The sequence below is a fragment of the Candidatus Filomicrobium marinum genome, from assembly GCF_000981545.1.
Lineage (GTDB): Bacteria > Pseudomonadota > Alphaproteobacteria > Rhizobiales > Hyphomicrobiaceae > Filomicrobium > Filomicrobium insigne.
Genome location: NZ_LN829119.1, coordinates 927,056 through 951,796, shown reverse-complemented (window position 1 = coordinate 951,796; position 24,741 = coordinate 927,056). Strand labels below are relative to the sequence as shown.

Here is a 24,741-nt window from a genome sequence, read left to right as displayed (position 1 = left end):
CCTTAGTTCTGAGCCGAGATGTCTGCTTTTGCGAGATGTGGCTCGACGAGCGAGCCCGGCCGTGCCTTCAGGTGTCCACTGACTATCACGCGGTCACCCTCCTCCAGGCCTTTATTGATGATGACGTTCGGCGAGACTTGGTCTCCGAGCTCAACGCGTCGCATCTCAACCTTGTTATCTTTGTTCACGACAAGAACATAGGCCCCCTCCTGATCGAGTAGGACGGCTGATTGAGACATCACCAGCTTCTTTTCGGCTGTTTTGGAAATAACCGATACGCCAAGGAGCTGCTGATCGACGAGGAGGCGCTCTGGATTGGGAATGGACGCGCGAATTGTCACCGTGTCCGTGCCCGCATTGCCTTCCACTTCGGCGAAGCTAATGGAACCATCGTGCTTGTAAATTGAGCCGTCCGGAAGCGTTAGCCGGACAATGACGTTATCTGAATTGAAGCCTTCACGGCGGGCGTGGAGCAATACACGCTGCGGCACCGCAAACGCGACGTACATCGGGTCCTGCCGGACGACGGTCACGAGGGGATTACTGCTGGGCGTGACGTACTCACCGACTGCATAAGTCGCGCGGCCTGTTCTTCCGTCCATAGGGGATCGGATGACCGTGTAATTCAAATCGAGTTGTGCCTTCGTTAGATTAGCTTTTTCGGCTTCGACGGCGGCTTTGGCTTGCGACAGCTTCGCGTCGGCGTCGTCCAGCGTAGCTTGAGACGTCGTTCCCTTGTCTGTCAGAGGCTTAATGCGGTCGTATGTGGCTTGGGCGAGCGCTTGTCCGGCTTGAGCGCTGGCGAGATTGGCTTTGGCCAACTCAACAGCTGCTTCATAGGGTTCACGTTCCAGTTCGAACAGGATTTGTCCGGCTTTGACTTCGGCCCCCTCTTCGAAGCCGCGACTTTTTATGAAGCCTGAAACTCGCGCCTTAATCGTGACTTTGTCGATGGCCTGCACACGTCCGGTGAACGTCTGTTGTGGCGAGATTTCCTGGTTGTGTACCGCGTCCACGATAACGCTTGGTGGCGGTTGATTGGCTCCAGGCGTTTGGCTGCGTGCTTCTTTTGGCCATACCGAACACACCGAAAGGCATATGGCGAGAACGGTGAGAATAGGCTTCGGCGTCATTCAGACGGCTCCTCACAGGAGTTCAATGGCTGAGGGAAAAACCCGTTTAGATCTTATAAGCAAGATTGGCTCGGAAGGTGCCGGCAACGGCACGCTGGGCTAACCTACGATAGAGGCGGGGCTCAACCAAGCTGAGTTTCGCGGTTCCAGCGCATAATGTTTGGCCCGTGAAGCGTCGTCTCACGGGCCAAACAATGACATACGTGCGCAGACGGATGAGGTCCAGGGAGAGTAGGTAAACTTATTGTTGCGTGAGGGGCTAGGGCCTCAGCGACGTTCGTGATCGCGTTGCCAATATACAAACAGCACGGTGACAACCGCCGTGAGGATCATCGTGGCCAGAATGTCAGTTCGGTAGATAAAGGCCAGCCAAGTGTCGAATCCTTTGAAGGTCTTGCCTTTAGCGACCAACAGACCATTGCCTACGACGACGGCCAATACGACCAACGCCGTTAATGCTACGGCGGAAGCGATTTGGATAAGTCTTTTGAAGAACCGCGGAACGGACAACTTTTTGCCGGGTAGGACCAGGGTCGTCTTCACGGACATGGCTCGTCTCTCCGATTTGGCCGATCGGCAAAACATACCTGATTCGTGGCTGGCAAGGGGGATGCTGGCTGTTTCCTCGTGCGTGCGCGCACGGCTGATTTGTCGGTTTTTTCGCGCTTCGTTCGCCTTTTCTGACTGAGATAACTTGTTAAAAGGCTTTTAGTCAGATTGGACAAATCGACTGTTCTGGGATGACCTGCCGCGCAGGATGATGCACATAGAGGGCGGAATAGGGCACGGGACAGCGGGTGGCGGTCGCATCAGTCGCCGTGTCAATTAGGATTTGCGTTGTCCGAGGTCCTTAGGGGCTACGGGAGGGAGGTTGCGCCACGGCGGAACCTGAAAAAGGCGTTATGAAAACCGAACTCGTACAATACGGAGCTTTGCCTTACGTCGTTGTCGACAACGAGCCACTGATTTGTCTTGTGACCACTCGGGAAACGAAACGATGGATCATCCCGAAAGGTTGGTCGAAGGTCGGTATGCCGGACTCGACGGTCGCGTCACGGGAGGCCTTCGAGGAAGCGGGCGTCTCAGGGACGATAAGCGAAAAAGTCCTCGGATCGTACGAATATCGTAAGAAACTACATGCTTTTGCTTATGCAAAGTGTCGAGTTAGCGTTTTCGCGCTGCATGTCGATCGTCAACTTCTCGATTGGCCGGAGCGGCGGCAACGTCAAATTGCTTGGCTTGTTCCGCATGACGCTGCAAACCGTGTCAGCGAACGCGGTTTAGCCAATTTGATTGCTGCGTTCGCATACGAGGAAGTATGAGGCGCACGACCGTAATTCCTTTGAAGCCGAGCGTTGACGCCGCGATCTTGACGATGGTCCATAAAGTTCAATGACAATTTCCAACGACGGCAGACTGGTTCGAGGGAGCGCAACACCTGCAACCGACGAGGCGGGCGATGTGGCTCAGCCGGTCTTGCGCAAAGCCTCTCTTGATAAAGATCTGCGAAAGATCGCACACCTTGAGGAAGCGACCCGGTCGATTTCCTTCGGGCTTATGGCTCCAGGCTTGGCGCTGCTGTTTCTCGCGTTTGCTGGAAGCGTTGCTGCAATTTACATCGGTGCGGAACCGAACGCTGTCGTCATCATAGCTGCCGCGGTTATCGGCGGCTATATGGCCCTCAATATCGGCGCGAATGATGTCGCCAACAATGTTGGCCCCGCGGTGGGTTCACGCGCGATGACGTTGTTTGGCGCACTTATTATTGCGGCGATCTTCGAGTGCGCTGGTGCGCTTATCGCGGGTGGAGACGTCGTCGAAACCATTGCCAAAGGGATTATCAGTCCCAGCGTTCTGCCGAGTGAGCAGCAGTTTGTCTGGGCTATGATGGCCGCATTGTTGTCATCAGCACTTTGGATTCACCTTGCGACCTATATCGGTGCGCCAGTGTCGACGACGCATGCGGTTGTTGGCGGAGTCGTGGGCGCGGGCATTGCCTCAGTCGGCTTCGGTGCAGTGAACTGGACGACGATGGGGGCAATTGCGGCAAGCTGGGTTATATCGCCTTTGCTGGGCGGCGTGATCGCCGCGATATTTCTAGCCTTCATTAAAACGTACATCGTTTATCGTGACGACAAGATTGATGCGGCGCGTTTCTGGGTCCCGATCCTTATTGCGATCATGGCCGCGTCGTTTACGGCCTATCTGATAATGAAGGGGCTCAATCACATTTGGAAGCCCGACGGAACGACGCTCTTACTTACCACCGTCGCGACGTTTTTCGTGTCATTGGCAGTTCTGCGGCCTCTCATTCGCCGGCAATCGGAGGGGATGGAGAACCGTAACAGGTCCTTGCGAAAGCTCTTTCATGTTCCGCTCATCTGTTCGGCAGCATTGTTGTCGTTCGCCCACGGTGCCAACGATGTTGCGAATGCGATCGGCCCCCTTGCAGCTATTCTCAATGCAGTCGAGCAAGGTTCTGTCGGGGCGGCTGTGGATGTTCCTGTTTGGATTATGCTCATAGGAGCGCTGGGTATCAGTATCGGCCTATTTCTCTATGGGCCCCGGCTCATACGAATGGTCGGTCAGCAGATCACGAAGATGAATCCGATGCGCGCCTATTGCGTCGCGCTGTCCGCGGCGATCACCGTTATTCTCGCTTCAGCGCTGGGTTTGCCGGTTAGTTCCACGCATATCGCGGTCGGTGCGGTTTTCGGGGTTGGGTTTTTCCGTGAATATTATACGACCCACAGCCGCCGCCGCCGCGAGTACATGCTCAAGAAGAACAAAGGGAAAAAACAGACGGCGCGCCACTACGTGGTTGACTCCCAAAAGTTGCAGCGCCGGAAGCTTGTTCGCCGCTCGCACTTCATGGTCATTGTCGCAGCTTGGCTCGTAACGGTTCCCGCAGCGGCAACCCTTTCGGCCATCCTCTATACCGTCATTATGCTTTGGCAGGGTTGAGTTGCTGTTTGTTTATCGAATGATATCAAAATTTTTGAACGAACGACGTAAGAGCCGCGTGTTTGAAGCAATTTGAGCTCTAGTAGGGTTGACTGCGACAGGCAGGCGCACCATCCTTGCACCGCAATGTAAGTTGGCCCGTGGCAGAACCGTGTGTCTCAATATGCCACCGGAAATCGAGAAACGATCCGAAGAGCCAACACTGGGAGGGCGCCGGCTTGGCCGAGACCCTGTCAAGAATGATAGAATACTGCATTAGGCAGTAACGGTCCGAACATGTATGGACGGGAGCGGCTTCGGCTCCGCTTGCAGATCCCTAAGGGGTCGGCGTGCGCCGAATGTATCCGGGAGCCTAACTATGAGTGATGACTCGGTTGAAACTGAGGAATTGAAAATTACACCTTTGTATGACCTGCACGTAGAGCTTGGCGGTCATATGGCGGAGTTCGCCGGATACGACATGCCGTTGCACTTTGGTGATGGGCTGTTGAAGGAACATTTACACACGCGCACCCAGGCCGGATTGTTCGACATCTCGCATATGGGACAGATCCGGATACGCCCAAAATCTGGCCATATGGCAGATGTCGCGGAAGCCCTGGAACGGCTCGTTCCGGCTGACATTGCCGGCCTGAGTGTAGGCCAGATGCGCTATTGTCTCTTCACGAACTCACGCGGACGGATCCTTGATGACTTTCTCGTCATTCATGGTGGAGACCATTTTCTGCTCGTGACAAATTCGGGCCGCAAGAGTGCTGACGAAGCCTACCTGCAGCAGCACATTTCAGATGAGTGCTCGATTGAGCCTCTCGACCGCGGGCTCATCGCATTGCAGGGGCCCGAAGCCGAGGTCGCCCTTTCCGATGTTGCACCGCGTTGTGCCGAGCTGCGGTTCAGGGAGGCCGCGGAGTTCGAAATTCTTGGTGCGTCTTGTGTGGTCTCCAGATCAGGCTACACCGGTGAGGATGGTTTCGAGATTTCCGTTCCGGCCGACAGAGCCCGTGAGATTGCCGAGGCGTTGCTCGAGCACGAGGCCGTTGCCCCGATTGGATTGGGTGCGCGCAACTCGCTTCGTTTGGAAGCGGGCTTGTGCCTGTATGGTTGTGACATCGATGAAACGACAACACCCGTAGAGGCCGGCTTGAGTTGGGCTATTGCGAAATGCCGTCGTCCGGGTGGCACTCGCCCTGCAGGATTTCCCGGTTCCGACGTGATTTTACAGCAGCTCGAGAATGGTACAGGGCGGCGTCGCGTCGGGTTAAGACCTCTCGGGCGGACACCTCTGCGCACCGGCGCTCTCCTGGTCGCTGAGGAGGAAGACGAACTGGCTGTCGGAAACGTCACTTCGGGCGGGTTTGGTCCAAGCCTTGGCGGTGCGCCAATCTCTATGGCTTACGTGGATGCCTCGTTTGCCGTTCCGGGTGCCGGGGTCGTTGCGGAAGTTCGCGGGCAATTCTTGCCGGCTATGGTTGTTGAGCTGCCGTTTGTTGCCCCGCACTACAGACGTGGAAATGGGAACAGTTTACGGTCTAAGTGATGTCGGTGCTTAGGGCACTGTTCCTCAGTCAATTTCCCAGGGTGGTTTTGAACCAAAGCGTTTGACCAGGAAATCGATGAAGACGCGCGTCTTCGCCGCGAGATATCGGTTCGGTGCATAGAGTGCCGATATGCTCAAATCGTCTGGTGGATAATCTGCGAGTACGACTTGCAGGTCGCCTGCCCGGATCGCTGGGCCGATAATGAATGTTGGCAGGCTGGTGATACCGTGGCCGGCGATGGCCGCAACGCCCAGGATCTCTCCATTGTTGCAGCACATTTTTGAGTTTACCGGGACCGTGAGAAGTTTTTCGCCGTCTCGTAGACGCCATCGCTGCATGGCTGTGGCGTAGCCGTATGTCAGGCAGTCGTGGCGGGATAGCTCTGAGGGATGCGTTGGAATCCCGCGCTTCTCCAGATATGCCGGCGCGGCTGCGAGTACCAGACGTGCGGGTGCAAGTCGTCGCGCAATCAAGCTTGAGTCGGTGAGTTCTCCAATCCGGATCGTTATGTCGACGCCCTCGGCGATGGGATCGATGAAGCGGTCATTGAGCGTCATCTCGACGGATAAATCCGGATAGAGCTGCATGAACTCGGCGATGCTTTCGGCCAGGTAAAGCGTTCCGAACGATGTTGGAGCATTGATCTTGAGGATGCCTCGCGGTTCATCATGAAGACGCGAGATTTGGGCTTCTGTCTCTTCGACCTCGGCCAGGATCGAAATGCAGCGTTCATAGTAGGCCAGGCCTGCCTCTGTCGGGCTTACTCGGCGCGTGGTGCGATCAAGAAGCCGAGCGGCGAGGAGCGTTTCCAGTTCCATCACCGCTTTGCTGACGGCCGATCGTGTCAGCCCCAGTTCGCGGCCTGCCTCGGCGAAGCTGCCGGTGGCAACGACCTTCGCGAAGGCATTCATGGCGTCGAGCTTATCCATTTATTGGTTCCGTTTTGGAAGCAGTTTGGGTTTGATCCTCCCAATTGTATCCCTGCGTCACGGATGTCAAATATCTCTCCAGATGCTGGGCGCTATGGCCTGGATGCAAAATGAAGAGGTTTGCCATGCTGACACTGCGAAGAGCTGAGGAGCGCGGGCGTGCCAACTTTGGCTGGCTCGACAGCCGGCACACGTTCTCGTTCGGTCACTATCATGATCCCAAACACATGGGTTTTGGTCCATTGCGCGTGATCAATGATGATCGGGTCGCTGGCGGCGGTGGGTTTCCCACACACCCGCACGCCGACATGGAAATCGTTTCCTATGTGCTGGATGGTGCTTTGGAACACGTCGACAGCCTCGGCACGGGATCCGTGATACGTCCTGGCGACGTCCAACGGATGTCTGCCGGTACGGGTATCCGCCATAGTGAATTCAACGCGTCTGCAGATAAGCAGGTCCATTTCCTGCAAATCTGGATCATTCCCGAGTCTCGCGGACTTGAACCGAGCTATGAGCAGAAAAACTTCAGCGACGATGACAAGCGCGGTGTTCTGAAACTCGTTGGTTCGGGGGATGGCCGTGAAGGTTCTGTGATCATTCATCGAGACGTCGATCTTTATGCGACGTTGCCTGGAAAGGGCGGAAGGATCACGCATGAGATCGCGCGGGGTCGTATCGGGTGGGTTCATATCGCCCGCGGTTCCGCGTCGGTCAACGGAGAAGACCTAAAAGCTGGAGATGGCGCTGCGATTGGGCAGCCGGGCAAGATCGAGCTGACAGGAACTTCCGATGAGGCTGAGATCTTGTTGTTCGATATGGCCATCTAATTGCGGTTACTCTACCGAGATCGCCGGTCGTGAGCCTGTGACCTTGTCGGTTTAGTCCGGTGTGGATACCGGCGCGCGGGCGGCGGTTCTCGGAGGTTCTTTCAGGAAATTTCTTCAGGAGCTACGAAGATGAATACAAATATCCATACCAGTCGAGCTATCGCCGATGACCGTGTATCCGTGGCCAGCGCGGAATTGAGTTGGACGATCGTGCGTGTCGCGACGGGTCTAATTCTAATGCCTCACGGCGCACAAAAGCTGTTTGGCTGGTTTGGTGGCGGCGGCCTTTCTGGTACGGCGCAATATTTCGAACAAACCTTCGGCTTGCATCCCGGCCTTTTGTTTGCAGGCGCCGCCGGACTGACCGAATTTGTCGGTGGTCTGTTTCTGGCGATTGGGTTTTTGACCCGGCTTTCAGCCGCCGCGGTTGTCGCGCTGATGAGCTATGCCGTCATCGCAGTTCATTGGAGCAACGGCTTTTTCTGGACCAACGGTGGCATCGAGTATCCGTTGCTTTGGGGGTTGGTGGCGCTTGCCATCGTCATTCGTGGCGGCGGGGAGTACTCGGTGGATCGTGCCGTCGGCTGGAAGTACTGAGCGTGTTGCCTCTAAGTGATCGAGCCGGGAAGCAGTCTGGCTTGATCATTTCGTTGGTGCTGGGCGAGAGCGTCGTTTCACGTTCGGTACGAGATGATAGAGCGTCATTGAACCGATGATCAAAATTGGAACGGCGAGGAACGCGCCGATCGGTCCCCAAAGCCAAAGCCAGAATGCAATAGAGACGAAGACGACGAGCGGATTGAGCGTCAGCCGTCCGCCGAGAATGGCTGGGGTTACAAATTGTCCCTCGAGTCCGTTGAGGGCGATGTACGCGATGGGTGGCGCCAAGGCCATTACCGAGTCGGGGAATGTGAGAAGTCCGACGCCGAGTAGGATGACCGCCATAACGGCTGGTCCGACGTAGACCGCGTAATTGAGAACCATGGCCAGCGCTCCCCACATGTAGGGCTGCGGGAGGCCGATGGCGTACATGGCGATTCCGACGCAAACGCCCAGGCCAAAATTAATGGCTGTGATCGTTGCGACGTAGCGGGACAAATAAGCTTCGGTGTCGCGCACAATACGTGCAACGCTAAATTGAAGCCTTCGTGTCGGAAGGAAGCGCAATCCGCTACGTTTCAAATTCGTCCGCGTCGCGAGAAAGAAATAGAATGTTGCGACGAAAATCAGCAATCTCGCAACCATGTCCGCCGCTGAGGATATAAGATCGGTAATAATCCCCTGCGGTTTGACCGTAACTTCCATCGGTTGGGCTTGCTCTGATTTCGCCGCATCCGAGACTTGCTTCTCGACCTGTTTCAGTTTGTCGATTGGCTCTTTGACCTTTAGCCACTGACGTTCGATGGCGTGAGTGATTTCGGGCAGGCGGCTCGACCAATTTTCCAGCGGGACAGCGAGTGCGAAAATCAAAAACCCGACCAATGTCACTAGGCTCAGGACAATACCGCCGGCCGCTATACTCGGACGGATGCCGCGCCGTTCCAACCAGCTCGATATCGGTCCGAACGTGAAGCCAACCAGAACGCCAGCTGCGACAGGGGCAAAAATGTACTGTCCAAGATACAGACAGATGCCCAGAGCCATGACGAACAGGGCGATGGTTGAGAATTGCACGAAGCTTTGTGTGAACCGTCTCACCTCAGCGGGAGCTTGAGGGGCGGTGTCATAATTTGGGCCAGTCGGCGCTTCAGCGCGCTCCGCCGCTGAGGGAAGCGCACTACCCACCGTATTTTGCGCCATGAAAATTTTTTCCGGTATTATTGACTTGTCACCTGATGTTCCGCGACGATCTACCCCTCGATAAAATCAGGTGCGGAGCCGAGACATTGCGGAACTGAACCAATCCCGAATTTTTTCAATCGCCGGCGTGGCGGCTTCGGTATCAATGCGCGAAATTGAATCGGCGACCTGTTCAAGACGCGAAGTAATCGGCTTGAAATTATACTGCGGAATCGCCGAGACGGGAATGTAACGACTGACGTCAGGCAATTGAAAGTCAGGCAATCTCGAGAAGGCGGATGTCTGTTGACGACGCCTTGGCGTAATTGCCAATGCCAATAAGCACCCGGCGATTGCGGCAAGGGATACAGTTGTCCAGGGATGCTCGCGCATCGCGACTTCAGTTTTTGCACGTGCGCGCGCCATGCGGCGGTCAGCAACTTGGGCTACGACGCCGGCAAGTTGGGTCAGATCTTCACGCATCTCTTTGAGATTGAGATCCGTTCCGCGGTCGTTAGTAGCGGTGTCCGAGACATTCATCGTCGATCCTGACTGTGCAGAAAAGGAACCGGTTGATTGCGGATTCGACATATCGAGATCCCTTTAGTTGTTTGGAGTTCCGGAAGATCAGGGCGAGGCGAACCTACGACTTATAAATAGTGAACCGAACAACGTGCGAGCGTGCGAGAGGTTCCCCAATAGAGACCATGTTGTTTGTGTGGACCGCTCTTGTCAGTGCGGAACTCGCCAGGCTGTCGAACGTTCTCAAGTCACGTTTCATCTTGGCGCTGGCAGAGCAGAAAGGATCTTTCCCATGTCCGCACAATTCAATCCCGCTTCGAATGCTGAAGCAAAGCCTGAGGCGCAGGAAGCCCGGCGAGAGATTAAAGATAACTACGAAGCTATTCGCGCCGATATCGCAGACCTTGCGAGCTCGGTGAAGAAACTCGCGGGTTCGGAATTCGGCGGCGTTATCGAGGACGCGCAAGAAGGTGCACAGATGCGCCTTGGTCAGCTGGAGCGCTCTATCCGCGAGAAGCCAACCCAAGCGGCTTTGATCGCAGCAGGTGTGGGCTTTCTTGTTGGTTTGTTGATCGTTCGCTGAGCGTGAATGTCAAAGGACTTCCGCTGCGTTTTTCATCTTTCATAAGGTATCAGTGAAATGGCGACTTATCGTGACCCCATAGCAAGCACAGAGAGTGGTTCGCGGCTTTCAGGCAACGGGGACTTTCAAGGTCTGCAAGCCAAAGCCGGCGAAGCAATCGAACAAGCTCAGCATCAAGCCAAAGAGCAGCTTGATCAGCTGCAAGATGCAATCCGGCGGAATCCCCTTGCAGCCGCAGGTATCGCGGCCGGAGTTGGCTTTGTCTTAGCGCTCATTGCCCGTCGATAAATAGTCGGGAAACGGATATCCATGTTGACAAACCTCGTCGGCTACCTCGGCACACGTGTTGCTAAACGCACCGTCGATAATATTGAGCGGAAGGTCGTGTGGGGCGCAACCGGTGCGGTCTTGTGTACGCTCGCGCTCGTATTCCTCATGATGGCAGCATACCTGTATCTTTCGCCGTGGCTCGGGCCTGTGTGGAGTGCAGTGCTCTTAGCTTTGATCTGCGCGGTTTTCGGCGTCGCGGCGTTTTTCGCGCCGTCGATCTTAACCTGGCTTGAAAGACAGGCACACGGCGAGGAAAACGGCACCATGAATGCCGTCGATGAAGAGGCCCATGCGGCTGTTGATTATTTTGGACCGCTGCAGGTTGGATTGAGCGCCTTCATGCTGGGGCTGAGCGCTGGTCGAAGTGTTCGGGGTATGCGCAAGTAAGGACGGCGTACATCGGCGTATCAGTTGTCTGCATAGCCCATCGGATTGTTGTCCGGTGGGCTAATTTCGTGACAGCTTTGTCGTGAGAACTCGACCAGCATTCACTGCCTGTGACCAGAGCGTGCGCCAACGCGGGCGATCGGAGGCCGATTGGGTTAGGCAGCGCAGAAGACGCGACCGCTCCGCGTTGGGCATTACGTCCAACATACGCCCCCAAATCGCGTCGACATTGTAGGTCTGCTCGGGAGCTAGGACGGCCGGGATGATCTCCTCCGGGAGAACGCCGAGATCTTCAGCCACTGCGCCCATAGTTTCGCGTATCGCTACAGCCTTAGGGCTTGAGGGCTTGGCAAGATCGTATGGCGGGTTCCATTCCTTGAAAGGTCGCAGTTTATCGATGTGCGTTAATACGTACACGACAGGCGGGGGTGCGCGATCCGTCAATGCTTGGAGCTTATCTCTAATCATGCTGAGAATTTTACGGTCGGTTTCGCGGTCGGCCCGGGCCGCTGAGATCACCCACACCACAAGGTCGGAGGCTGTTGCACGCTCGATCAAGCGCGCCAACGCTTCACCCTCTTCAGTGACCCCGGGGCCATCCACGAGAAGTGCCGCGGGGGCGTCGTCGCGGCGTAGCTCGTGAAACGTATAGCCGGCAGGTGTGGGCAGCACATCTATCGCGGCGCTCACGTCGCCACAGAGGGCGTTGACCAAGCTCGATTTGCCAGCACCCGTTTGGCCTGCGATCAGAATGCGCACCGGTTCTGCAAGCGCTGGCATGCTTTCTCTATCAACACGCGTGGTGTTGGTTACGGTTGTTTCGAGTTCTCTCGCGGTCACCTTCATGCGGCCGCTGTAAAGATCTATCGCGGCGCGGCCGACTTCCTTGACGTAGACTTGCGCAATCTTCTTTGAGGCCGCGATGCGGACGTTGTCGAGCATCTGCCGCTGTGCTTGCTCGCGCATTTCGCCACCGATTGCGGAAAGCGGATTCACGACGCCCCGTATGATGCGGTAGATGTCGTACGCCCGCTCGGCAATGGTGATGGCTGATCGCCACCTGTAAATGCTGAGTGCCTGGGCGACGGTGAGACGATCGCCGTAAGGTATCGAGTCGTTAAAGAAGCCACGAAGCTGGCCGCTGACCCGTTCCACTAACGCCAAAGCTTCGGGGACGGTGAAGCGCCATAACGGATCTTTCGCTGATGGATGCATCCGGCGCGCGACGGTTTCTACCGTTTTCGTTCCCAGTTCAATTATTGCGTCGCGGTTTGTCAGACGGTCAGTCGCAACATTTTCCGCCAAAGTATTCACGTCGTCCCAGGCTTCGAGTTCGCGGGCTGTCCACATTGGGTCGGTATCCGCGGGGATGTCGGATTCTGGGCGCGCTGGGTCCTTTTGGGCCAGTTTGTCGGCTTGGGTAATCGTGCTTCCAAGTATCCAACGCTCAAGCCCATAGACGACCAATGTAACCCCGCATGCGGCGGCGGCCCATATGAGGATCGCGTTGTTCTGCCAAAGCCAAATGCTGCCGAGTATTACGAGTGAGGTGATTGGCAAGACCAATGCGATCAGCAGCATAGCGGCGCGCACGTAGGTTGCACCCCACTGACTTTTCGTCTTCCGATCGGTCATTTGCTGGAGTCTCCGCTCGGGTTAGGAAATTCCCGATCCTTTACCATGCGCAGAGCTTCGGCCAGCGCTTCTGCATAAGCCAGACGTACAGCCCCTGGTTCGCTTGATCCGGTTTTTCGGCGTCGTGCGAAGACGCAGGCGGCACGGCCGAGAGCGTATGTCGTGGTGAAGCTCATGGCCGCGGCTGCTGCGGCACCTGCTGTTTGTCCATACACGGGGATTAGCTTTGCGAGTTGGCGTATTCCGTAGCTGCCGGCGTAACGTGCTAAGAGACCGCCGCCCAGAGCAGCGGCGAACTCAGCGTAGGCTCTTCGGTCCCACGGTATTCCGTAGAGCTCAGCGACCTTATGTAGAAGCTTCGCTTGTACAGCCGGGACCGCGACCGCGCCTGCAATGGGTACCACGTCTGCAGCCGCAGCCGCTGTGGCGTAACCTAGAATATAGGGACGGGCGCGTCGCCGTATTGGTTCGTCGGCGTCACTGCGTGCTTCGGTGAGCGCTGTAACGAGAGCTTGAGGTGCTATCCGTTCGAGAGCTTCGTGAAGTGCGGTCAAGCCATATTCGACCGGCTTATAGCCATCTTCTGGTTTGGTGAAATCTATGGGTACGAATGCGATCAGCCCGTCGCCTGGCAGGTTTTCGAACATACGACGTTGATGAGCGAGACTTCGGATCAGATCGTTCGGGACGCCTGCAGCTGCGAGTTTGGACGGATCCGTCGTCGCGAAAGGATAAGGGTCCGGATGCTGCATCGACGGATCGTAAGCTTCATGGAGCGAGGTTTGCGCAACGATGATGGGCCAAGAGCTGTGACGCTGACGGACTTGCTTCAGAGCGTCGATAATCGCTTGCTGCTGGTGATCAAGCGCCTTGATGACAACAATGAGTAAGTGCGCGTGGGCTTCTGCAAAGGCAAGATCTTCACTGGGGTCATAGGACGCTTCACCCAAACCGCGCGTGTCGAGGAAGCGGATGAGAGGCGCTTCGGGTGGGAAGTCGTAAATTCGCGCTGATGCAGTGCATGGCCGGAAGCCGGAACCTACGGGCGCGTCGGCCGTGGGGGTCAGTGCGCGAATGATCGAACTTTTGCCCGATTGGACCTTGCCTAAAAGCCATACGACTGGCGCCAGGGATCGAGCCTGTTCAGCCACGCGCTCATCTTCCCTCAGTTCTTGAGCCTGAGCGGTTTTCTGCCGGTCTGTTTCGGTGTTCCGCGAACGTTGGGACCAGGGTAGACGCTTCCAGGCCTGCGCGAAAACACCGTTGTCTGATTTGGGCATTCGACCTCGATGATCGGGAGCAGCGTGTCCGCGCTACTCTATTGAAAACTCCTGGAAGCGTGCTTTCGTTTCGTTTGAAAGTGGCAACTTCATTGAAGGTTCAGGTGGCTTCTGGTTAGCGGCAGTTGACGTTTTCCCTCTCGTCAGGAAACCACAGCTTAAGCTGTCAGTCCTCTAGCGGGAGCCACGTTACTTGAGCGGTGGCCAACGGGACATAGGTTGCGCGGCTCGCATATGCAAAGGAAGGTGCGATATGGGTCTTCTCGTCGACGGCGCTTGGCAGGATCGCTGGTACGATACTGAAAAGACGGGTGGACGTTTTGAGCGCCAAGCCTCTCAGTTCCGAAATTGGATTACTGCTGATGGTTCGGCCGGCTCAACTGGTGACGGCGGTTTCAAGGCCGAAGGGGGCCGGTATCATCTTTATGTCTCATACGCTTGCCCGTGGGCGCACCGAACGCTGATCGCGCGGCAAGTGAAGGGGCTTGACGATATTGTTTCGGTCGATGTTGTGCATCCGGTCATGGGGAAGGACGGTTGGACGTTTGCGGCGGACTTCGACGGCGCGACGGGCGATCGTGTCAACCAGACCCAAAGACTTTATGAGGTCTATCTGCTCGCTGATCCAAAATTCACGGGACGCGTCACGGTGCCAACGTTGTGGGACCGACAAACACGGCAAATCGTCAACAACGAGTCCTCTGAAATCCTACGGATGTTCAATTCCGCCTTCGACGATGCAGGCGCATCAGGACCTGATCTTTATCCTGACACGCTGCGTGAAAAGATCGACGATGTTAATGCCAGGGTCTATGACACGGTCAACAATGGCGTCTACAAGGCGGGGTTCGCGACCTCGCAACGCGCTTACGAAGAGGCCTTCCGTGAACTCTTCGCTACGCTCGATTGGTTGGATGACCGTTTGAGCCACCAGCGGTATGCAGTCGCTAATTCCACTCCGACGGAGGCGGATTGGCGCTTGTTCACGACGCTGGTGCGCTTTGATGCGGTTTACTTCGGTCACTTCAAGTGCAACTGGCGCGAGATCCGCAACTATCCCGCCCTGTCAGGATACTTGCGTGATCTCTACCAGCATATGGGGGTGGCGCATACTGTACATTTCGATCACATCAAGACGCACTATTACGCGTCACATCAAATGATCAACCCGACGCGGATTGTTCCGGTAGGGCCTGAATTTGATCTGGATGCGCCCCACGATCGAGCGACGTTATCGTAGTGGCCTTGACCGCCCGTTACTCCGCAGCGTGATGTTGTGGCGTTGCGCTACGCTCCATGACTTCGATGATGCTTGAGCAAAAAGAATCGAGATCGCCAGGGTTGCGGCTGGTCACAATATTGCGGTCCACCACAGCGGGTTCGTCTACCCATTCGGCGCCGGCGTTCATCATGTCCTTCTTGATGGACTGGTAAGACGTCGCGCGTAGCCCGCGTGCGATATCGGCTTCGATCAAAAGCCACGGAGCATGGCAGATTGCTGCGATTGGCCTGCCGGATTTGGCGAAGGCGCGGACAAATTGAACGGCCTTTTCGTTGACGCGAAGCAGATCAGGATTGATCTGGCCACCTGGGAGTACGAGCGCGTCATAATCGTCTGGGTCTGCGTCGGACAAGTTTACATCCACATCGACGTTGCCGCCCCAATCGTCACCGTTCCAACCACGGATTTTTTCCTCTTCTGGGGAAACAATATCGACCTGCGCGCCGACCTCCTTCAGTCGGCGCAGAGGTACGAGCAGTTCGGATTGCTCAAATCCGTTCGTGGCGAGGATTGCGATTTTTGACCTTGCGATGTTCATACGGCCTCCAATCATCACTAATGTTTCTTATTTTGGGCACGGACGCCATTCCAGCGACTGGAGTAGCGCTCCACGTAGGTTGGGATAATCCCAGTATGTCTCGATCGTTCACTTAGAAGATCAAATACAGAAGAACGATCACCACGAGGGGTACGCCCAACAGCCACATGATTACTCCGGGAAGCATTTTTAAAGTCTCCTTTCCGCTTTGCGTTGTGAGATGCGCTGGGCCTTAAGTCGCGAGGGTTTGCTCGTCGCGATGGCTGCCACCTAGAGAAGCTGCCCACCACGCAGCGACACCACTAAGAAGCAAAACGAGGGATGCCCAGAATCCGGCAAATGCGGCACCCTTCCTTGCGGCTTCCACGACACTTTTCGCTCTGTCGATTGCTCCGGTCACCGTTGAGCGAACGCGTTGTTCGGCCTGTTCAAGTGTGAGGCCAGTTTTGCTCTGTATGAGGCGCGCTAGATAGGTGCGGTCTTCCTCTTTAATCTCACCGTTGATGAGGCCCTCCCGCAGGATGCGCATGACTTCCTCGCGCTGTGCTCTGGACGGTCCTGTCTGAGTGGTGGTTGCGGGTTGTCCCGCAGGCGGTTGTTGCGTTTGGTTGGCAGGACTTTCGGGAGCGAATTCGCGCCACAGTGCATCACCGGCATCGTCTGCCACGGGCGCGACGATCTCGGCCGTACTGCGGGCGGCCGACAATGCGGTTTTGGTCGCGAGATTGGCGACGGAACTTCCGATTATGGCGGCGAGGCATGCCCCAATGATGAGAGAAAGCGCCCACACGACGAGCCCATTAGCTCCATCGCGGAAGCCCGTTTCGTCGCTTTTAAATCCGCTCATGCGAGCGCGCATACGTCCGGTGAAGTACGCCCCCATTCCAATGGAATAGATATACGTAAAGGCGAACCATATAGCTGCGATGATGCCGATGGACTCGGCCGATATGCCGTTTTCCGACCATGGTGAAGCTACGAATAACCCCACGGAGGAGCCGAACATTGTTAGTAGTAGGGACATGGCGGTTGCAATTACCGCGCCGGCGACAACTGCCGCCCAGTCGAGATATGGTCGTCTGCCGGTTACTTCGACGTCGGTAACGACGGCTGTGGTCGCGTTGGGGTCGAACGAAGTGGTTACCATGGTGTGCCTCGCTAGGAGTTGGAGCGCACCGAAGCTTCCGCGATTAGATACGGCCGAGAAGGGCTAGAACCACCAGAATTATGAGTATTGTGCCGATTATTCCGGATGGGGCTGGTCCCCAGCTCCGGCTGTAGGGCCATGCGGGTAAGGCTCCGATGAGCAGTAGGACAAGAAGAATGATAAGGATTGTTTCCAACAAATTCGGCGCCTCCGTTTTCATAAAGTATGAGCTTCTTCAACGCGCCTATTGATCAATCTGTTCCGAATCCAAGTCTTTCGATGGCTTAAATTTTTATCTCACTCTGACGATATGAATTGCCGATATACTTTTCGGGCAAGCGCTGAAAAGACGCGTATATGTCGAAAAACGAGATAGGGGAAAGCCATGAGAGTGATCGCTGCGGGACTTCTTTTGACGGGCATGATGCTGCCGATGGCGCCATCGGCATATGCAGGGGAGACGATTTCCTATGAGGTCGACGGGTCGGCTTACGAAGGATACTTCGCGAAGGCGCAATCTTCTCAGTCCAAGGGGCTGGTCGTGATCATTCATGATTGGGATGGCCTGACTGACTACGAGATCAAGCGTGCCGACATGATTTCCGACCTCGGTTATGACGCGGTCGCTATCGACCTTTTCGGTAAGGGAAACCGTCCCGTCGAACTCGAAGCGAAGAAAGCCGAAGTTGGAAAACTCTATAAGGACCGGGCCGCCATGCGCTCGCGTATTCTCGGTGGGTTGAAGGAGGCACATCGCCTTAGCAGCGGGAATGTCTTGGTGATCGGTTACTGCTTTGGTGGTGCTGCTGTGCTCGAACTCGCTCGTTCAGGCGAGGGTAAAGACATTCGCGGATACGTTTCATTTCATGGCGGGCTCGCTACGCCTGAAGGACAAAGCTATCCGACAGATACGGCACCCATTCTCATTGCCCATGGCGGAGGCGATACGGCTGTTTCGATGCGGGAGGTGGCGGCGTTGTCGGGCGAGTTGGAGAAGGCCAAGGTGACCTACGATATTGAGGTGTATTCTGGTGCGCCACACGCTTTTACAGTGATCGGAAGCGATCGCTATCAGGAACGGGCCGACCGGAAATCCTGGGCTGCGTTCGAGGACTTTCTTGAAACAAATCTTGGCGACTGACGTTCGCCGTCGGCGTCCTATCGTCTCGATTGTTTCCAGGAGAAGACACATGAGGCAACGCTTTGGGAAATTCTTTGCGGTGATCATTATGGCTTTGGCGACGGCGGCGATGACTACACCGCTGTTGGCTCACCATGGCTGGAGCTGGGCTGAACATGGCAACTCGGAAGTCACCGGTGTGGTGACGAAGGCAGAGTTGGGCAATCCCCATGGTATCGTCACGCTCGATGTCAAAGGTGATGTTTGGCAGGTTGAGGTTGGGCAACCTTGGCGTAACGAACGCGCTGGCCTGACGGACGCAATGATGTCGCCCGGCGTAACGCTAACTGCAAAAGGGCATCGTTCAGCGAAACCAGATCAGAAGCTGCTGAAGGCGGAGCGGATCGTGATCGACGGCAAAACCTTCGACCTTTATCCCGACCGAGACTAGACCGCGCGAGCCAGACATATGCTGACCGACGTTCTCGGCGACCTGCAGAACTTGTCGTTTGTCATGGAGCTGCGCCGGTCACGCTGGGCTTATCCCCTCGTCAATGCCGGACATATTTTGGGCATCGCCCTGCTTTTCGGGGCGATCGTTCCGCTCGATCTGAGATTGCTGGGGTTATGGAGATCCGTTCCTATAGGAACGCTGTCGCGTGTGCTGTTGCCTGTCGCGCTTTCGGGTCTGTTGATCGCAATTGCAATGGGTGGATTGTTGTTCGCGGTGCGTGCCGAGAAGTACGCGGCAATGGCATTCTTCCAAATCAAGGCTCTTGTGATTTTGGCTGCACTGACGAACGTTATGTTGCTGCATATTGCTGCGGAGTGGCGTGCGTCACAAGCTGATACCGACGTCGCGCCACCTTTACGGTTTAGGGTCGCGGGATTGATGTCGATCGGTTTGTGGACCTGTGCAATCGTGTTCGGACGTATGATTGCTTACGCTGAGTAAGCGGACACGACGACGTATATTTGCAGGTGTAAGGGAGGCAGCTTATGGGCATCGGGGCGCTTGCAGTCGTTCATGCGTTGCTACGTTCCCGAGCCATCACCATAGCAACGCTTACTGCCGTCTTATTCTGCTCATTGGGTTCTCTTGAGACCGGACTTTCGGCGGCGGAACGCCTGGGGGAGAATGCGCTTCGCAAGCTCGTCAACACGCCGGGACATTTTCTGATTATGCGGCATGCGACGGCTCCTGGTATCGGCGATCCTGGAAACTTTCAAATTGATGATTGCTCGACCCAACGCAATCTTTCGGAAACAGGACGGCGACAGGCACAACGTACGGGTGAGATGCTTCGATCACTTGGACTCAAGGACGTTAAAGTCTTTTCGAGCCGCTGGTGTCGTTGTCTTGAAACCGCACGGCTGCTCGAGCTGGGTCGCGTTGTTCCGATGGAGTCTTTGAATTCGTTTTTCCGAGAATGGGATCGGGAGAAGGAGCAGATTGCACAGTTGCGTGCTGATATTGCTGCGATGGATCTTAGCCGTCCTGCGGTGCTGGTGACGCATCAGGTTGTGATTTCGGGGCTTGCCGACACGTCGACGCGCTCGGGCGAGATTATCGTGATGCATCGCGAAGCTCCCGATCAGCTTAGGGTTGTCGGTTCGGCTATTGCGCGTGCGATTGATGAGTGAGAGATCACGCTGATTGGGGTTCAGCCGTGTAGTCATCATCGGAAACCTGTTCGAGCCACACGGCTTGAGAGCCATCCAACGCTTCCTGGAATGCCAGGTGTGCCATGGGCTTTGTCGGAGAGGCGCCATGCCAGTGCTTTTCGTTTGGGGCGATCCACACACTGTCGCCGGCATGGATCTCGCGGACCGGTTCCCCTTCCAGCTGTATGCGACCGACGCCTGAGACCACGTAGAGCGTTTGACCGAGCGGGTGCGTGTGCCAAGCAGTGCGCGCTCCGGCTTCGAAGGTGACAAGAAAGCCTTTGATGCGGGCTGGATGCGGAGCATCGACAATAGGATCCTGCCAGACCGTTCCGGTGAAGTAGCTTTCGGGTGCGCGTCTCGTCGGAGCGCTAGGAGATCTGCGGATTTCCATTGTGGTTATTCCCTGTTTCTTATCTTAGACGATTTCGTCCTCGTCGAAGATCGGATCTTCTCCAATCGCATCGGAGATTCCACCGATCTGGCCGGTTGCTGGTTTCGGATGCGCGACCTTCGCGACATGGAACAAGGCATCGGCGCGATTCACAACCGAAACATTCGTTCTGCCGATGATGATGCCGTCTACTTCAGCGAGGACGGGGACATCGGTGCCTTCATATGGATTGGTGATGCCGCCGATGATATCACCAGCGGCGATGCTGTCGCCCAAGCCTCTGAGGGCGCGAAAAATCCCTCCATCCGGTGCCCGTATCCATTTGCTGGACGTCGCAAAGACGGATCTGTGTTTTTGGCGGTTCGCGTGTTTTGGGCCGAGCATGCCCAGATGATGCATCACGTGCAAAATGCCTCTCACGCCACCGCGTACGGAAAACTCGTCGAGACGCAGGGCTTCGCCGGCTTCGTAGACGATGACTTCCAACCCAGCTTCGCGTGCGGCTTTGCGCAATGATCCCTCACGCAGACCGGATTGCAGGATGACGGGCGCGCCGAAAGCTTCCGCGAGATCTCTCAACTCCGGCGTCACGACGTCCACCCGAAGCTGTGGGAGGTTTGCGCGATTGTTGGAGCCGGAATGGAGGTCAATTCCGAAGTCCGAGCGCCGTGCGATTTGTTCCATGAAGAGATGCGCCAGCTGAGCGGCGAGTGAGCCATGGAGATAGCCGGGGAACATCCGGTTGAGGTCGCGGCCGTCGGGCAGATACCGGCTTTTGCTGAGGAAGCCGAACACATTGACGATAGGCACGCACAACAACGTGCCCTGTAGCGATTTCAGGCCCGGCGTATTCAGCAGCCGCCGGATAATTTCGACTCCGAGGATTTCATCACCGTGTAGGGCTGCGCTGACAAATAGTGTGGGTCCGTCGCGGCGGCCATGTACAACGCGTATTGGCAGGGTAACCGGCGTGTGGTTCGAGAGGTGTGCGACCGGCAAATCGACGAGGCCTTGGCTACCTGCTGTCACCGATGCCCCGCCGATTTTGAATGGAGTTCGCACGCGTTAACCTCGGCCTTTCGTTCGGGTTTTGCCAGGCTTTGCGTGTGTTTCGAGAAATTCGATCATTTTGCTGGCGACATCGATACCTGTGGCCTTTTCCAGGCCTTCAATTCCGGGAGATGAGTTTACCTCCATAATAACCGGTCCATGGTTCGCGCGCAGCATGTCGACGCCGCAGACGTTAAGGCCCATGGCTTTCGCGGCACCTACAGCTGCTGCGCGTTCCTGTGGCGTGATGCGGATAGGGGTTGCCGTGCCGCCCCGGTGCAAGTTTGAGCGGAAATCACCTTCAGCCCCTTGGCGCTGCATAGCTGCGATGACGCGATCTCCGATGACAAAACAGCGGATGTCGCTGCCGCCAGCTTCCTTGATGAACTCCTGGACAAGGATGTTTACGTTGGCGCCGGCAAAGGCTTCGATAACAGACTGCGCCGATTTCGGAGTTTCAGCGAGGACAACGCCGATCCCTTGTGTTCCCTCCAGGAGCTTGATCACGACCGGTGCCCCGCCTGCGAGCTCCACGACTTCAGCCGCCTTTTTAGGATCTTGCGCGAAAATTGTTACAGGCAGGCCGATACCCTTGCGGGACAGGAGCTGCATGGACCGCAGTTTGTCGCGGGAACGGCCGATGCCGACGGATTCGTTTAGAGGATAGACGCCCATCATTTCGAACTGGCGCAATACGGCCAGTCCAAAGAACGTGATGGATGCGCCGATGCGCGGAATGACGGCATCGTAACCGCTCAGAAGTTGTCCGTTGAGATAAAGCGAGGGCTTGTGAGAAGCGATATTGATCGTCACCCGCAGGGTCGGGATCACATCGATCTGATGCCCACGTTGTTCAGCAACTTCTATGAGGCGGCGGTGCGTATAGAGTTTTGGGTTCACGCACATGAGCGCGATCTTCATTGCCGTCTCCTGTTCACCTTCTCAAAGGTGGGCAGCTATGGGGATGTATAGTTTCTCAGGCTTGCTGGCCGAGAATGAACGAACGTCCGGGATCGATGAGGAATTTGCTACGTACGGCCGATCGGCCAAGGAGCATGCGGAAGCCCATTTCGTCGCGTTGCGTGAGTGACAGTTCAATCGGCCAAGTGTAGGGGCCCAGCTGCACCAGGGTGCGAACTATGTGGCGAATTTGAGTTTGTCCGCCAGAATTGCGGATTGACCTTTGGTCGAGCAGTTGTGCTTCGCAGGATAGAGCGTGTTGATCATTCCTCTGCAGGGGGTGGAGGTCGAATTGGACGAAGCGTTTTCCGTTGCGGGTTATGGTTTTGATATTCCATGCATGCAATGCCGAGGTGCGTGCCCCGGTATCGACTTTCGCTTTAACTATGGCGCCGCCTAGTTCCGGTAGCTGAACCCACTCGCGCCAGCCAATACGGGGTTTATCGCTACGTTTTCTTTGAGGTTTGGCCACCGAGCCGCGGGGTCTGATCTCTTCACGGTTTTGGCCCATCTTTGGAGCTCCGATTCCGGGATGCTGGCAAGCAATGCCTGCGTGTGAGGATGTTCGTTGCGCACAATGCATAAGATTGGGCATTGAATCACGCATCCACCCTAGAATGCGGCCCGGTCAGCGGATGGGTGGGTAACGCGGTTACCAACCGCCTTTTTTCAACCAATCCTCCATCATGCCCATACGGTCCCATCCCCAGAAGGGTTCGTCGTCCGCGAAGAAAAAGGGTGATCCGAAGACGCCCCGGGCGATGGCTCCTTCTGCCAGGGATTTTGTATGTGCCTTAATTTCCGGACTCTGGGCTCCCTGCACAAGCGCTTCGGGCGTGGCGTTAAATTCAGGTGCTAAGGATGAGACTGCGACGATGTCGGACGTGTCCAGCCCGTTGCCGTAATATTCGGCGAATACACGTTGGGCAAAACGGGGTGCGGCTGCCGCATCTTGAGACTCGATCCAATAGAATGCTCGGGTTGCCGCCAACGCGATCAGGGGGTGGTTTTTGGGGAGGTGAAACTCCAAACCTTCTGCGCGTGCAAGACGGGCCCAGTCACGTCGTGCATAGTCGCGTTTGAGTGGTGTGGATGACAGTCCGCGTGCGCCGGTCACCTGGTAGGCCGTTCCGAGCATATAGGGGCGCCACAGCACCTGACGTTCGACTCGCTTTGCGAGAGCTTCAATGCGTGCCGCGGCGAAGAACGCATACCCGGAAGAGAAATCGAACCAGAATTCTATGGGCTTGGTCACGGGCTAGACCCTCGCTCTGTCAATAGACCCGTACGCGTTTGCAGCTGTCATATGACATGCGCGCTCGGTGTTAGATGCTGTTCTAAAGCGGAGTTTGTGTAAGGAAACTTGTATCGTTCGGCTGAGACGGAAAATATCATGTTTCTTATTGTAATCAATGCCTTGGTTTGGGGTATCCGAGCACGGAATTTGTGAAATTGTGTCACGGCTCGCGCAGTGACATGAAAGCTTTAAAATTCGCGATGAAACTGTCCCACGACAAAGCACTTTCGTTGTCGTGGGAAAGTGTCGATTTTTTTCCGGATACATGCAGGACTGGATCGAAGACATGGGTGATGGTGCCAATCCCAATTGGCTTGAAGCTGAACTCGAAGAGACGCTTGATGAAACGCTTGAGGCTGAGCTCTCAGAGCCCATGCTGAGTGCGGAGCTTCGCCGCATGTACCGTGAGGCGCATCCCAATGCGCTCGACCGGCGCACGTATATCGTACACTTGCTTCGACTTCAGGCTGAACTGATCAAGCTGCAAACGTGGGTCGAGTATACCGGCTCAAGGATTCTGATTATTTTTGAAGGCCGCGATTCGGCCGGCAAAGGCGGTGTAATCAAACGCATCACCCAGCGGCTTAATCCACGTATTGCTCGTGTCGTTGCGCTGCCGAAGCCGACGGAGCGTGAGCAGACACAGTGGTACTTTCAGCGCTACGTGCCTCACCTACCCTCCGGCGGCGAAATGGTTCTGTTTGATCGCTCCTGGTATAATCGCGCCGGTGTGGAACGCGTGATGGGGTTTGCGAGCGAAGCCCAGGTGGAAGACTTTTTCCGTGACGTTCCTGAGTTTGAACGCATGCTCGTGCGCTCTGGCATCATCGTTCTCAAATACTGGCTTTCGATCACGGATGCGGAACAACAGCTGCGATTCAAGATCCGTATTGAAGATCCCATGAAGCAATGGAAGCTCTCACCGATGGACTTGCAGTCCCGCGTGCGATGGGAGGATTATACTAAAGCAAAGGAGGAGATGTTCGAGCGCACGAACATCCCGGAAGCGCCTTGGTATATTGTTGAAGGCAATGACAAGAAGCGTGAACGCCTCAACTGCATCGAACACATCCTCTCTAAGATACCTTACGAAGACGTGCCGACGGACAAGGTCCAACTGCCTGAGCGAATCTTCAATCCGGACTACGACCGGAAGACGCTGCCGCCGGAGCTGTACGTTCCTAAGATTTTCTGATTGCGCAGCTCAAAGCCCTCGATGTCTTTGACTGGGCATCGAGGGTGCATTCTTGTGTTGTCTTTGGTGCGCTAGTGGCGATCCCGGAAGGACTCGAACCTCCAACCCCTTGGTTCGAAGCCAAGTGCTCTATCCGTTGAGCTACGGGACCGGTTCTACAAATCTATTCCCTTGTGGTGTCTC

General features: G+C 55.9%; 29 protein-coding genes and 1 tRNA gene. 14 read left to right on the top strand and 16 right to left on the bottom strand.

Annotated elements, in window-relative coordinates; genetic code table 11:
• Positions 1–2: 2 nt before the first annotated feature.
• On the bottom strand, positions 3–1,133 hold the full coding sequence (locus YBN1229_RS04665; RefSeq protein ID WP_052743708.1) for an efflux RND transporter periplasmic adaptor subunit: 1,131 nt from the start codon (positions 1,131–1,133) through the stop codon (positions 3–5).
• Positions 1,134–1,400: 267 nt separating this feature from the next.
• On the bottom strand, positions 1,401–1,682 hold the full coding sequence (locus tag YBN1229_RS04660) for a hypothetical protein (RefSeq protein WP_046477078.1): 282 nt from the start codon (positions 1,680–1,682) through the stop codon (positions 1,401–1,403).
• Between the two features lie 353 nt (positions 1,683–2,035).
• Here YBN1229_RS04660 and YBN1229_RS04655 point away from each other — a divergent pair, with 353 nt between their 5' ends.
• From YBN1229_RS04655 to gcvT, 3 genes are all read left to right on the top strand, one after another.
• On the top strand, positions 2,036–2,455 hold the full coding sequence (locus tag YBN1229_RS04655) for an NUDIX hydrolase (RefSeq protein ID WP_046477076.1): 420 nt from the start codon (positions 2,036–2,038) through the stop codon (positions 2,453–2,455).
• A 70-nt stretch (positions 2,456–2,525) separates the two neighbouring features.
• A complete protein-coding gene (locus YBN1229_RS04650) occupies positions 2,526–4,097 on the top strand; it encodes an inorganic phosphate transporter (protein WP_082101017.1) in 1,572 nt (523 codons plus the stop codon).
• Positions 4,098–4,455: 358 nt separating this feature from the next.
• The gene (gene gcvT / locus YBN1229_RS04645; protein WP_046477073.1) at positions 4,456–5,634 is read left to right on the top strand and encodes a glycine cleavage system aminomethyltransferase GcvT; all 1,179 of its coding nucleotides are present in this window, start codon (positions 4,456–4,458) and stop codon (positions 5,632–5,634) included.
• A 24-nt stretch (positions 5,635–5,658) separates the two neighbouring features.
• On the opposite strand, the gene YBN1229_RS04640 is transcribed toward gcvT, so the two are convergent.
• A complete protein-coding gene (locus tag YBN1229_RS04640) occupies positions 5,659–6,564 on the bottom strand; it encodes a LysR family transcriptional regulator (protein ID WP_046477072.1) in 906 nt (301 codons plus the stop codon).
• A gap of 125 nt (positions 6,565–6,689) precedes the next feature.
• Here YBN1229_RS04640 and YBN1229_RS04635 point away from each other — a divergent pair, with 125 nt between their 5' ends.
• Complete coding sequence (locus YBN1229_RS04635; RefSeq protein WP_046477070.1) at positions 6,690–7,394, top strand: pirin family protein; 705 nt, start codon at positions 6,690–6,692, stop codon at positions 7,392–7,394.
• A 129-nt stretch (positions 7,395–7,523) separates the two neighbouring features.
• Positions 7,524–7,991 (top strand): DoxX family protein, encoded by a 468-nt coding sequence (locus YBN1229_RS04630; RefSeq protein ID WP_046477068.1) that lies wholly within the window; start codon positions 7,524–7,526, stop codon positions 7,989–7,991.
• A 45-nt stretch (positions 7,992–8,036) separates the two neighbouring features.
• On the opposite strand, the gene YBN1229_RS04625 is transcribed toward YBN1229_RS04630, so the two are convergent.
• Together YBN1229_RS04625 and YBN1229_RS04620 are read right to left on the bottom strand one after the other, a co-directional pair.
• Positions 8,037–9,194 carry an AI-2E family transporter gene (locus YBN1229_RS04625; RefSeq protein ID WP_052743707.1) on the bottom strand — a complete coding sequence of 386 codons (1,158 nt, stop codon included), beginning with the start codon at positions 9,192–9,194 and terminating at the stop codon, positions 8,037–8,039.
• Positions 9,195–9,260: 66 nt separating this feature from the next.
• Positions 9,261–9,764, bottom strand: coding sequence for a DUF883 C-terminal domain-containing protein (locus YBN1229_RS04620; RefSeq protein WP_046477067.1), 504 nt, complete (start codon positions 9,762–9,764; stop codon positions 9,261–9,263).
• A 223-nt stretch (positions 9,765–9,987) separates the two neighbouring features.
• Here YBN1229_RS04620 and YBN1229_RS04615 point away from each other — a divergent pair, with 223 nt between their 5' ends.
• The 3 genes from YBN1229_RS04615 to YBN1229_RS04605 are packed head-to-tail and all read left to right on the top strand — an operon-like array spanning position 9,988 to position 10,995.
• Positions 9,988–10,278, top strand: coding sequence for a DUF883 family protein (locus YBN1229_RS04615; protein WP_046477065.1), 291 nt, complete (start codon positions 9,988–9,990; stop codon positions 10,276–10,278).
• 57 nt (positions 10,279–10,335) lie between these two features.
• Entirely contained in the window at positions 10,336–10,566 is a 231-nt protein-coding gene (locus YBN1229_RS04610; RefSeq protein ID WP_052743706.1) for a glycine zipper domain-containing protein, read from the top strand.
• Between the two features lie 21 nt (positions 10,567–10,587).
• The gene (locus YBN1229_RS04605; RefSeq protein WP_046477063.1) at positions 10,588–10,995 is read left to right on the top strand and encodes a hypothetical protein; all 408 of its coding nucleotides are present in this window, start codon (positions 10,588–10,590) and stop codon (positions 10,993–10,995) included.
• A 60-nt stretch (positions 10,996–11,055) separates the two neighbouring features.
• On the opposite strand, the gene YBN1229_RS04600 is transcribed toward YBN1229_RS04605, so the two are convergent.
• Positions 11,056–12,630, bottom strand: a complete 1,575-nt coding sequence (locus YBN1229_RS04600) for a GTPase family protein (RefSeq protein WP_052743705.1) — start codon at positions 12,628–12,630, stop codon at positions 11,056–11,058.
• Positions 12,627–13,910 (bottom strand): GTPase family protein, encoded by a 1,284-nt coding sequence (locus tag YBN1229_RS04595; protein WP_052743704.1) that lies wholly within the window; start codon positions 13,908–13,910, stop codon positions 12,627–12,629. The genes YBN1229_RS04600 and YBN1229_RS04595 overlap by 4 nt, the downstream gene beginning before the upstream one ends.
• A gap of 253 nt (positions 13,911–14,163) precedes the next feature.
• Between YBN1229_RS04595 and YBN1229_RS04590 the strand changes: the two genes are divergently transcribed.
• Positions 14,164–15,150, top strand: coding sequence for a glutathione S-transferase family protein (locus YBN1229_RS04590; protein WP_046477058.1), 987 nt, complete (start codon positions 14,164–14,166; stop codon positions 15,148–15,150).
• Positions 15,151–15,166: 16 nt separating this feature from the next.
• On the opposite strand, the gene YBN1229_RS04585 is transcribed toward YBN1229_RS04590, so the two are convergent.
• The 3 genes from YBN1229_RS04585 to YBN1229_RS04575 form a co-directional block, all read right to left on the bottom strand.
• Positions 15,167–15,730 carry a type 1 glutamine amidotransferase domain-containing protein gene (locus YBN1229_RS04585; RefSeq protein WP_170832413.1) on the bottom strand — a complete coding sequence of 188 codons (564 nt, stop codon included), beginning with the start codon at positions 15,728–15,730 and terminating at the stop codon, positions 15,167–15,169.
• A gap of 232 nt (positions 15,731–15,962) precedes the next feature.
• Entirely contained in the window at positions 15,963–16,877 is a 915-nt protein-coding gene (locus YBN1229_RS04580) for a hypothetical protein (protein WP_046477056.1), read from the bottom strand.
• A 43-nt stretch (positions 16,878–16,920) separates the two neighbouring features.
• Positions 16,921–17,076 carry a DUF3309 family protein gene (locus YBN1229_RS04575; protein ID WP_197540907.1) on the bottom strand — a complete coding sequence of 52 codons (156 nt, stop codon included), beginning with the start codon at positions 17,074–17,076 and terminating at the stop codon, positions 16,921–16,923.
• A gap of 186 nt (positions 17,077–17,262) precedes the next feature.
• On the opposite strand from YBN1229_RS04575, the gene YBN1229_RS04570 reads away from it, so the two are divergent.
• Genes YBN1229_RS04570 through YBN1229_RS04555 form a run of 4 tightly spaced genes read left to right on the top strand, consistent with a single transcriptional unit; the run spans position 17,263 to position 19,641 of the window.
• Complete coding sequence (locus YBN1229_RS04570) at positions 17,263–18,018, top strand: dienelactone hydrolase family protein (RefSeq protein ID WP_046477052.1); 756 nt, start codon at positions 17,263–17,265, stop codon at positions 18,016–18,018.
• Between the two features lie 49 nt (positions 18,019–18,067).
• Positions 18,068–18,448 (top strand): DUF6152 family protein, encoded by a 381-nt coding sequence (locus tag YBN1229_RS04565; protein WP_046477049.1) that lies wholly within the window; start codon positions 18,068–18,070, stop codon positions 18,446–18,448.
• Positions 18,449–18,466: 18 nt separating this feature from the next.
• Complete coding sequence (locus tag YBN1229_RS04560; protein WP_052743703.1) at positions 18,467–18,952, top strand: hypothetical protein; 486 nt, start codon at positions 18,467–18,469, stop codon at positions 18,950–18,952.
• 44 nt (positions 18,953–18,996) lie between these two features.
• A complete protein-coding gene (locus tag YBN1229_RS04555; protein WP_082101016.1) occupies positions 18,997–19,641 on the top strand; it encodes a histidine phosphatase family protein in 645 nt (214 codons plus the stop codon).
• A gap of 4 nt (positions 19,642–19,645) precedes the next feature.
• Here the strand turns inward: YBN1229_RS04555 and YBN1229_RS04550 are convergent, their stop codons facing one another.
• The 5 genes from YBN1229_RS04550 to YBN1229_RS04530 all read right to left on the bottom strand — a co-directional run bounded on the left by YBN1229_RS04550 (position 19,646) and on the right by YBN1229_RS04530 (position 23,321).
• The gene (locus YBN1229_RS04550) at positions 19,646–20,056 is read right to left on the bottom strand and encodes a (R)-mandelonitrile lyase (protein WP_046477046.1); all 411 of its coding nucleotides are present in this window, start codon (positions 20,054–20,056) and stop codon (positions 19,646–19,648) included.
• A 24-nt stretch (positions 20,057–20,080) separates the two neighbouring features.
• Positions 20,081–21,118 (bottom strand): succinylglutamate desuccinylase/aspartoacylase family protein, encoded by a 1,038-nt coding sequence (locus tag YBN1229_RS04545; protein ID WP_046477043.1) that lies wholly within the window; start codon positions 21,116–21,118, stop codon positions 20,081–20,083.
• 3 nt (positions 21,119–21,121) lie between these two features.
• A complete protein-coding gene (gene rimK, locus YBN1229_RS04540; RefSeq protein ID WP_046477038.1) occupies positions 21,122–22,027 on the bottom strand; it encodes a 30S ribosomal protein S6--L-glutamate ligase in 906 nt (301 codons plus the stop codon).
• 55 nt (positions 22,028–22,082) lie between these two features.
• Positions 22,083–22,577, bottom strand: a complete 495-nt coding sequence (locus tag YBN1229_RS04535) for an ATP-dependent zinc protease family protein (protein ID WP_046477032.1) — start codon at positions 22,575–22,577, stop codon at positions 22,083–22,085.
• 141 nt (positions 22,578–22,718) lie between these two features.
• Entirely contained in the window at positions 22,719–23,321 is a 603-nt protein-coding gene (locus YBN1229_RS04530; protein WP_046477027.1) for a 2-hydroxychromene-2-carboxylate isomerase, read from the bottom strand.
• 307 nt (positions 23,322–23,628) lie between these two features.
• On the opposite strand from YBN1229_RS04530, the gene ppk2 reads away from it, so the two are divergent.
• Positions 23,629–24,558: a polyphosphate kinase 2 gene (gene ppk2, locus YBN1229_RS04525; protein ID WP_244465006.1), complete on the top strand. Its 930-nt coding sequence runs from the start codon at positions 23,629–23,631 to the stop codon at positions 24,556–24,558.
• A gap of 75 nt (positions 24,559–24,633) precedes the next feature.
• On the opposite strand, the gene YBN1229_RS04520 is transcribed toward ppk2, so the two are convergent.
• Positions 24,634–24,709 (bottom strand) — tRNA-Arg (locus YBN1229_RS04520).
• Positions 24,710–24,741: the final 32 nt, after the last annotated feature.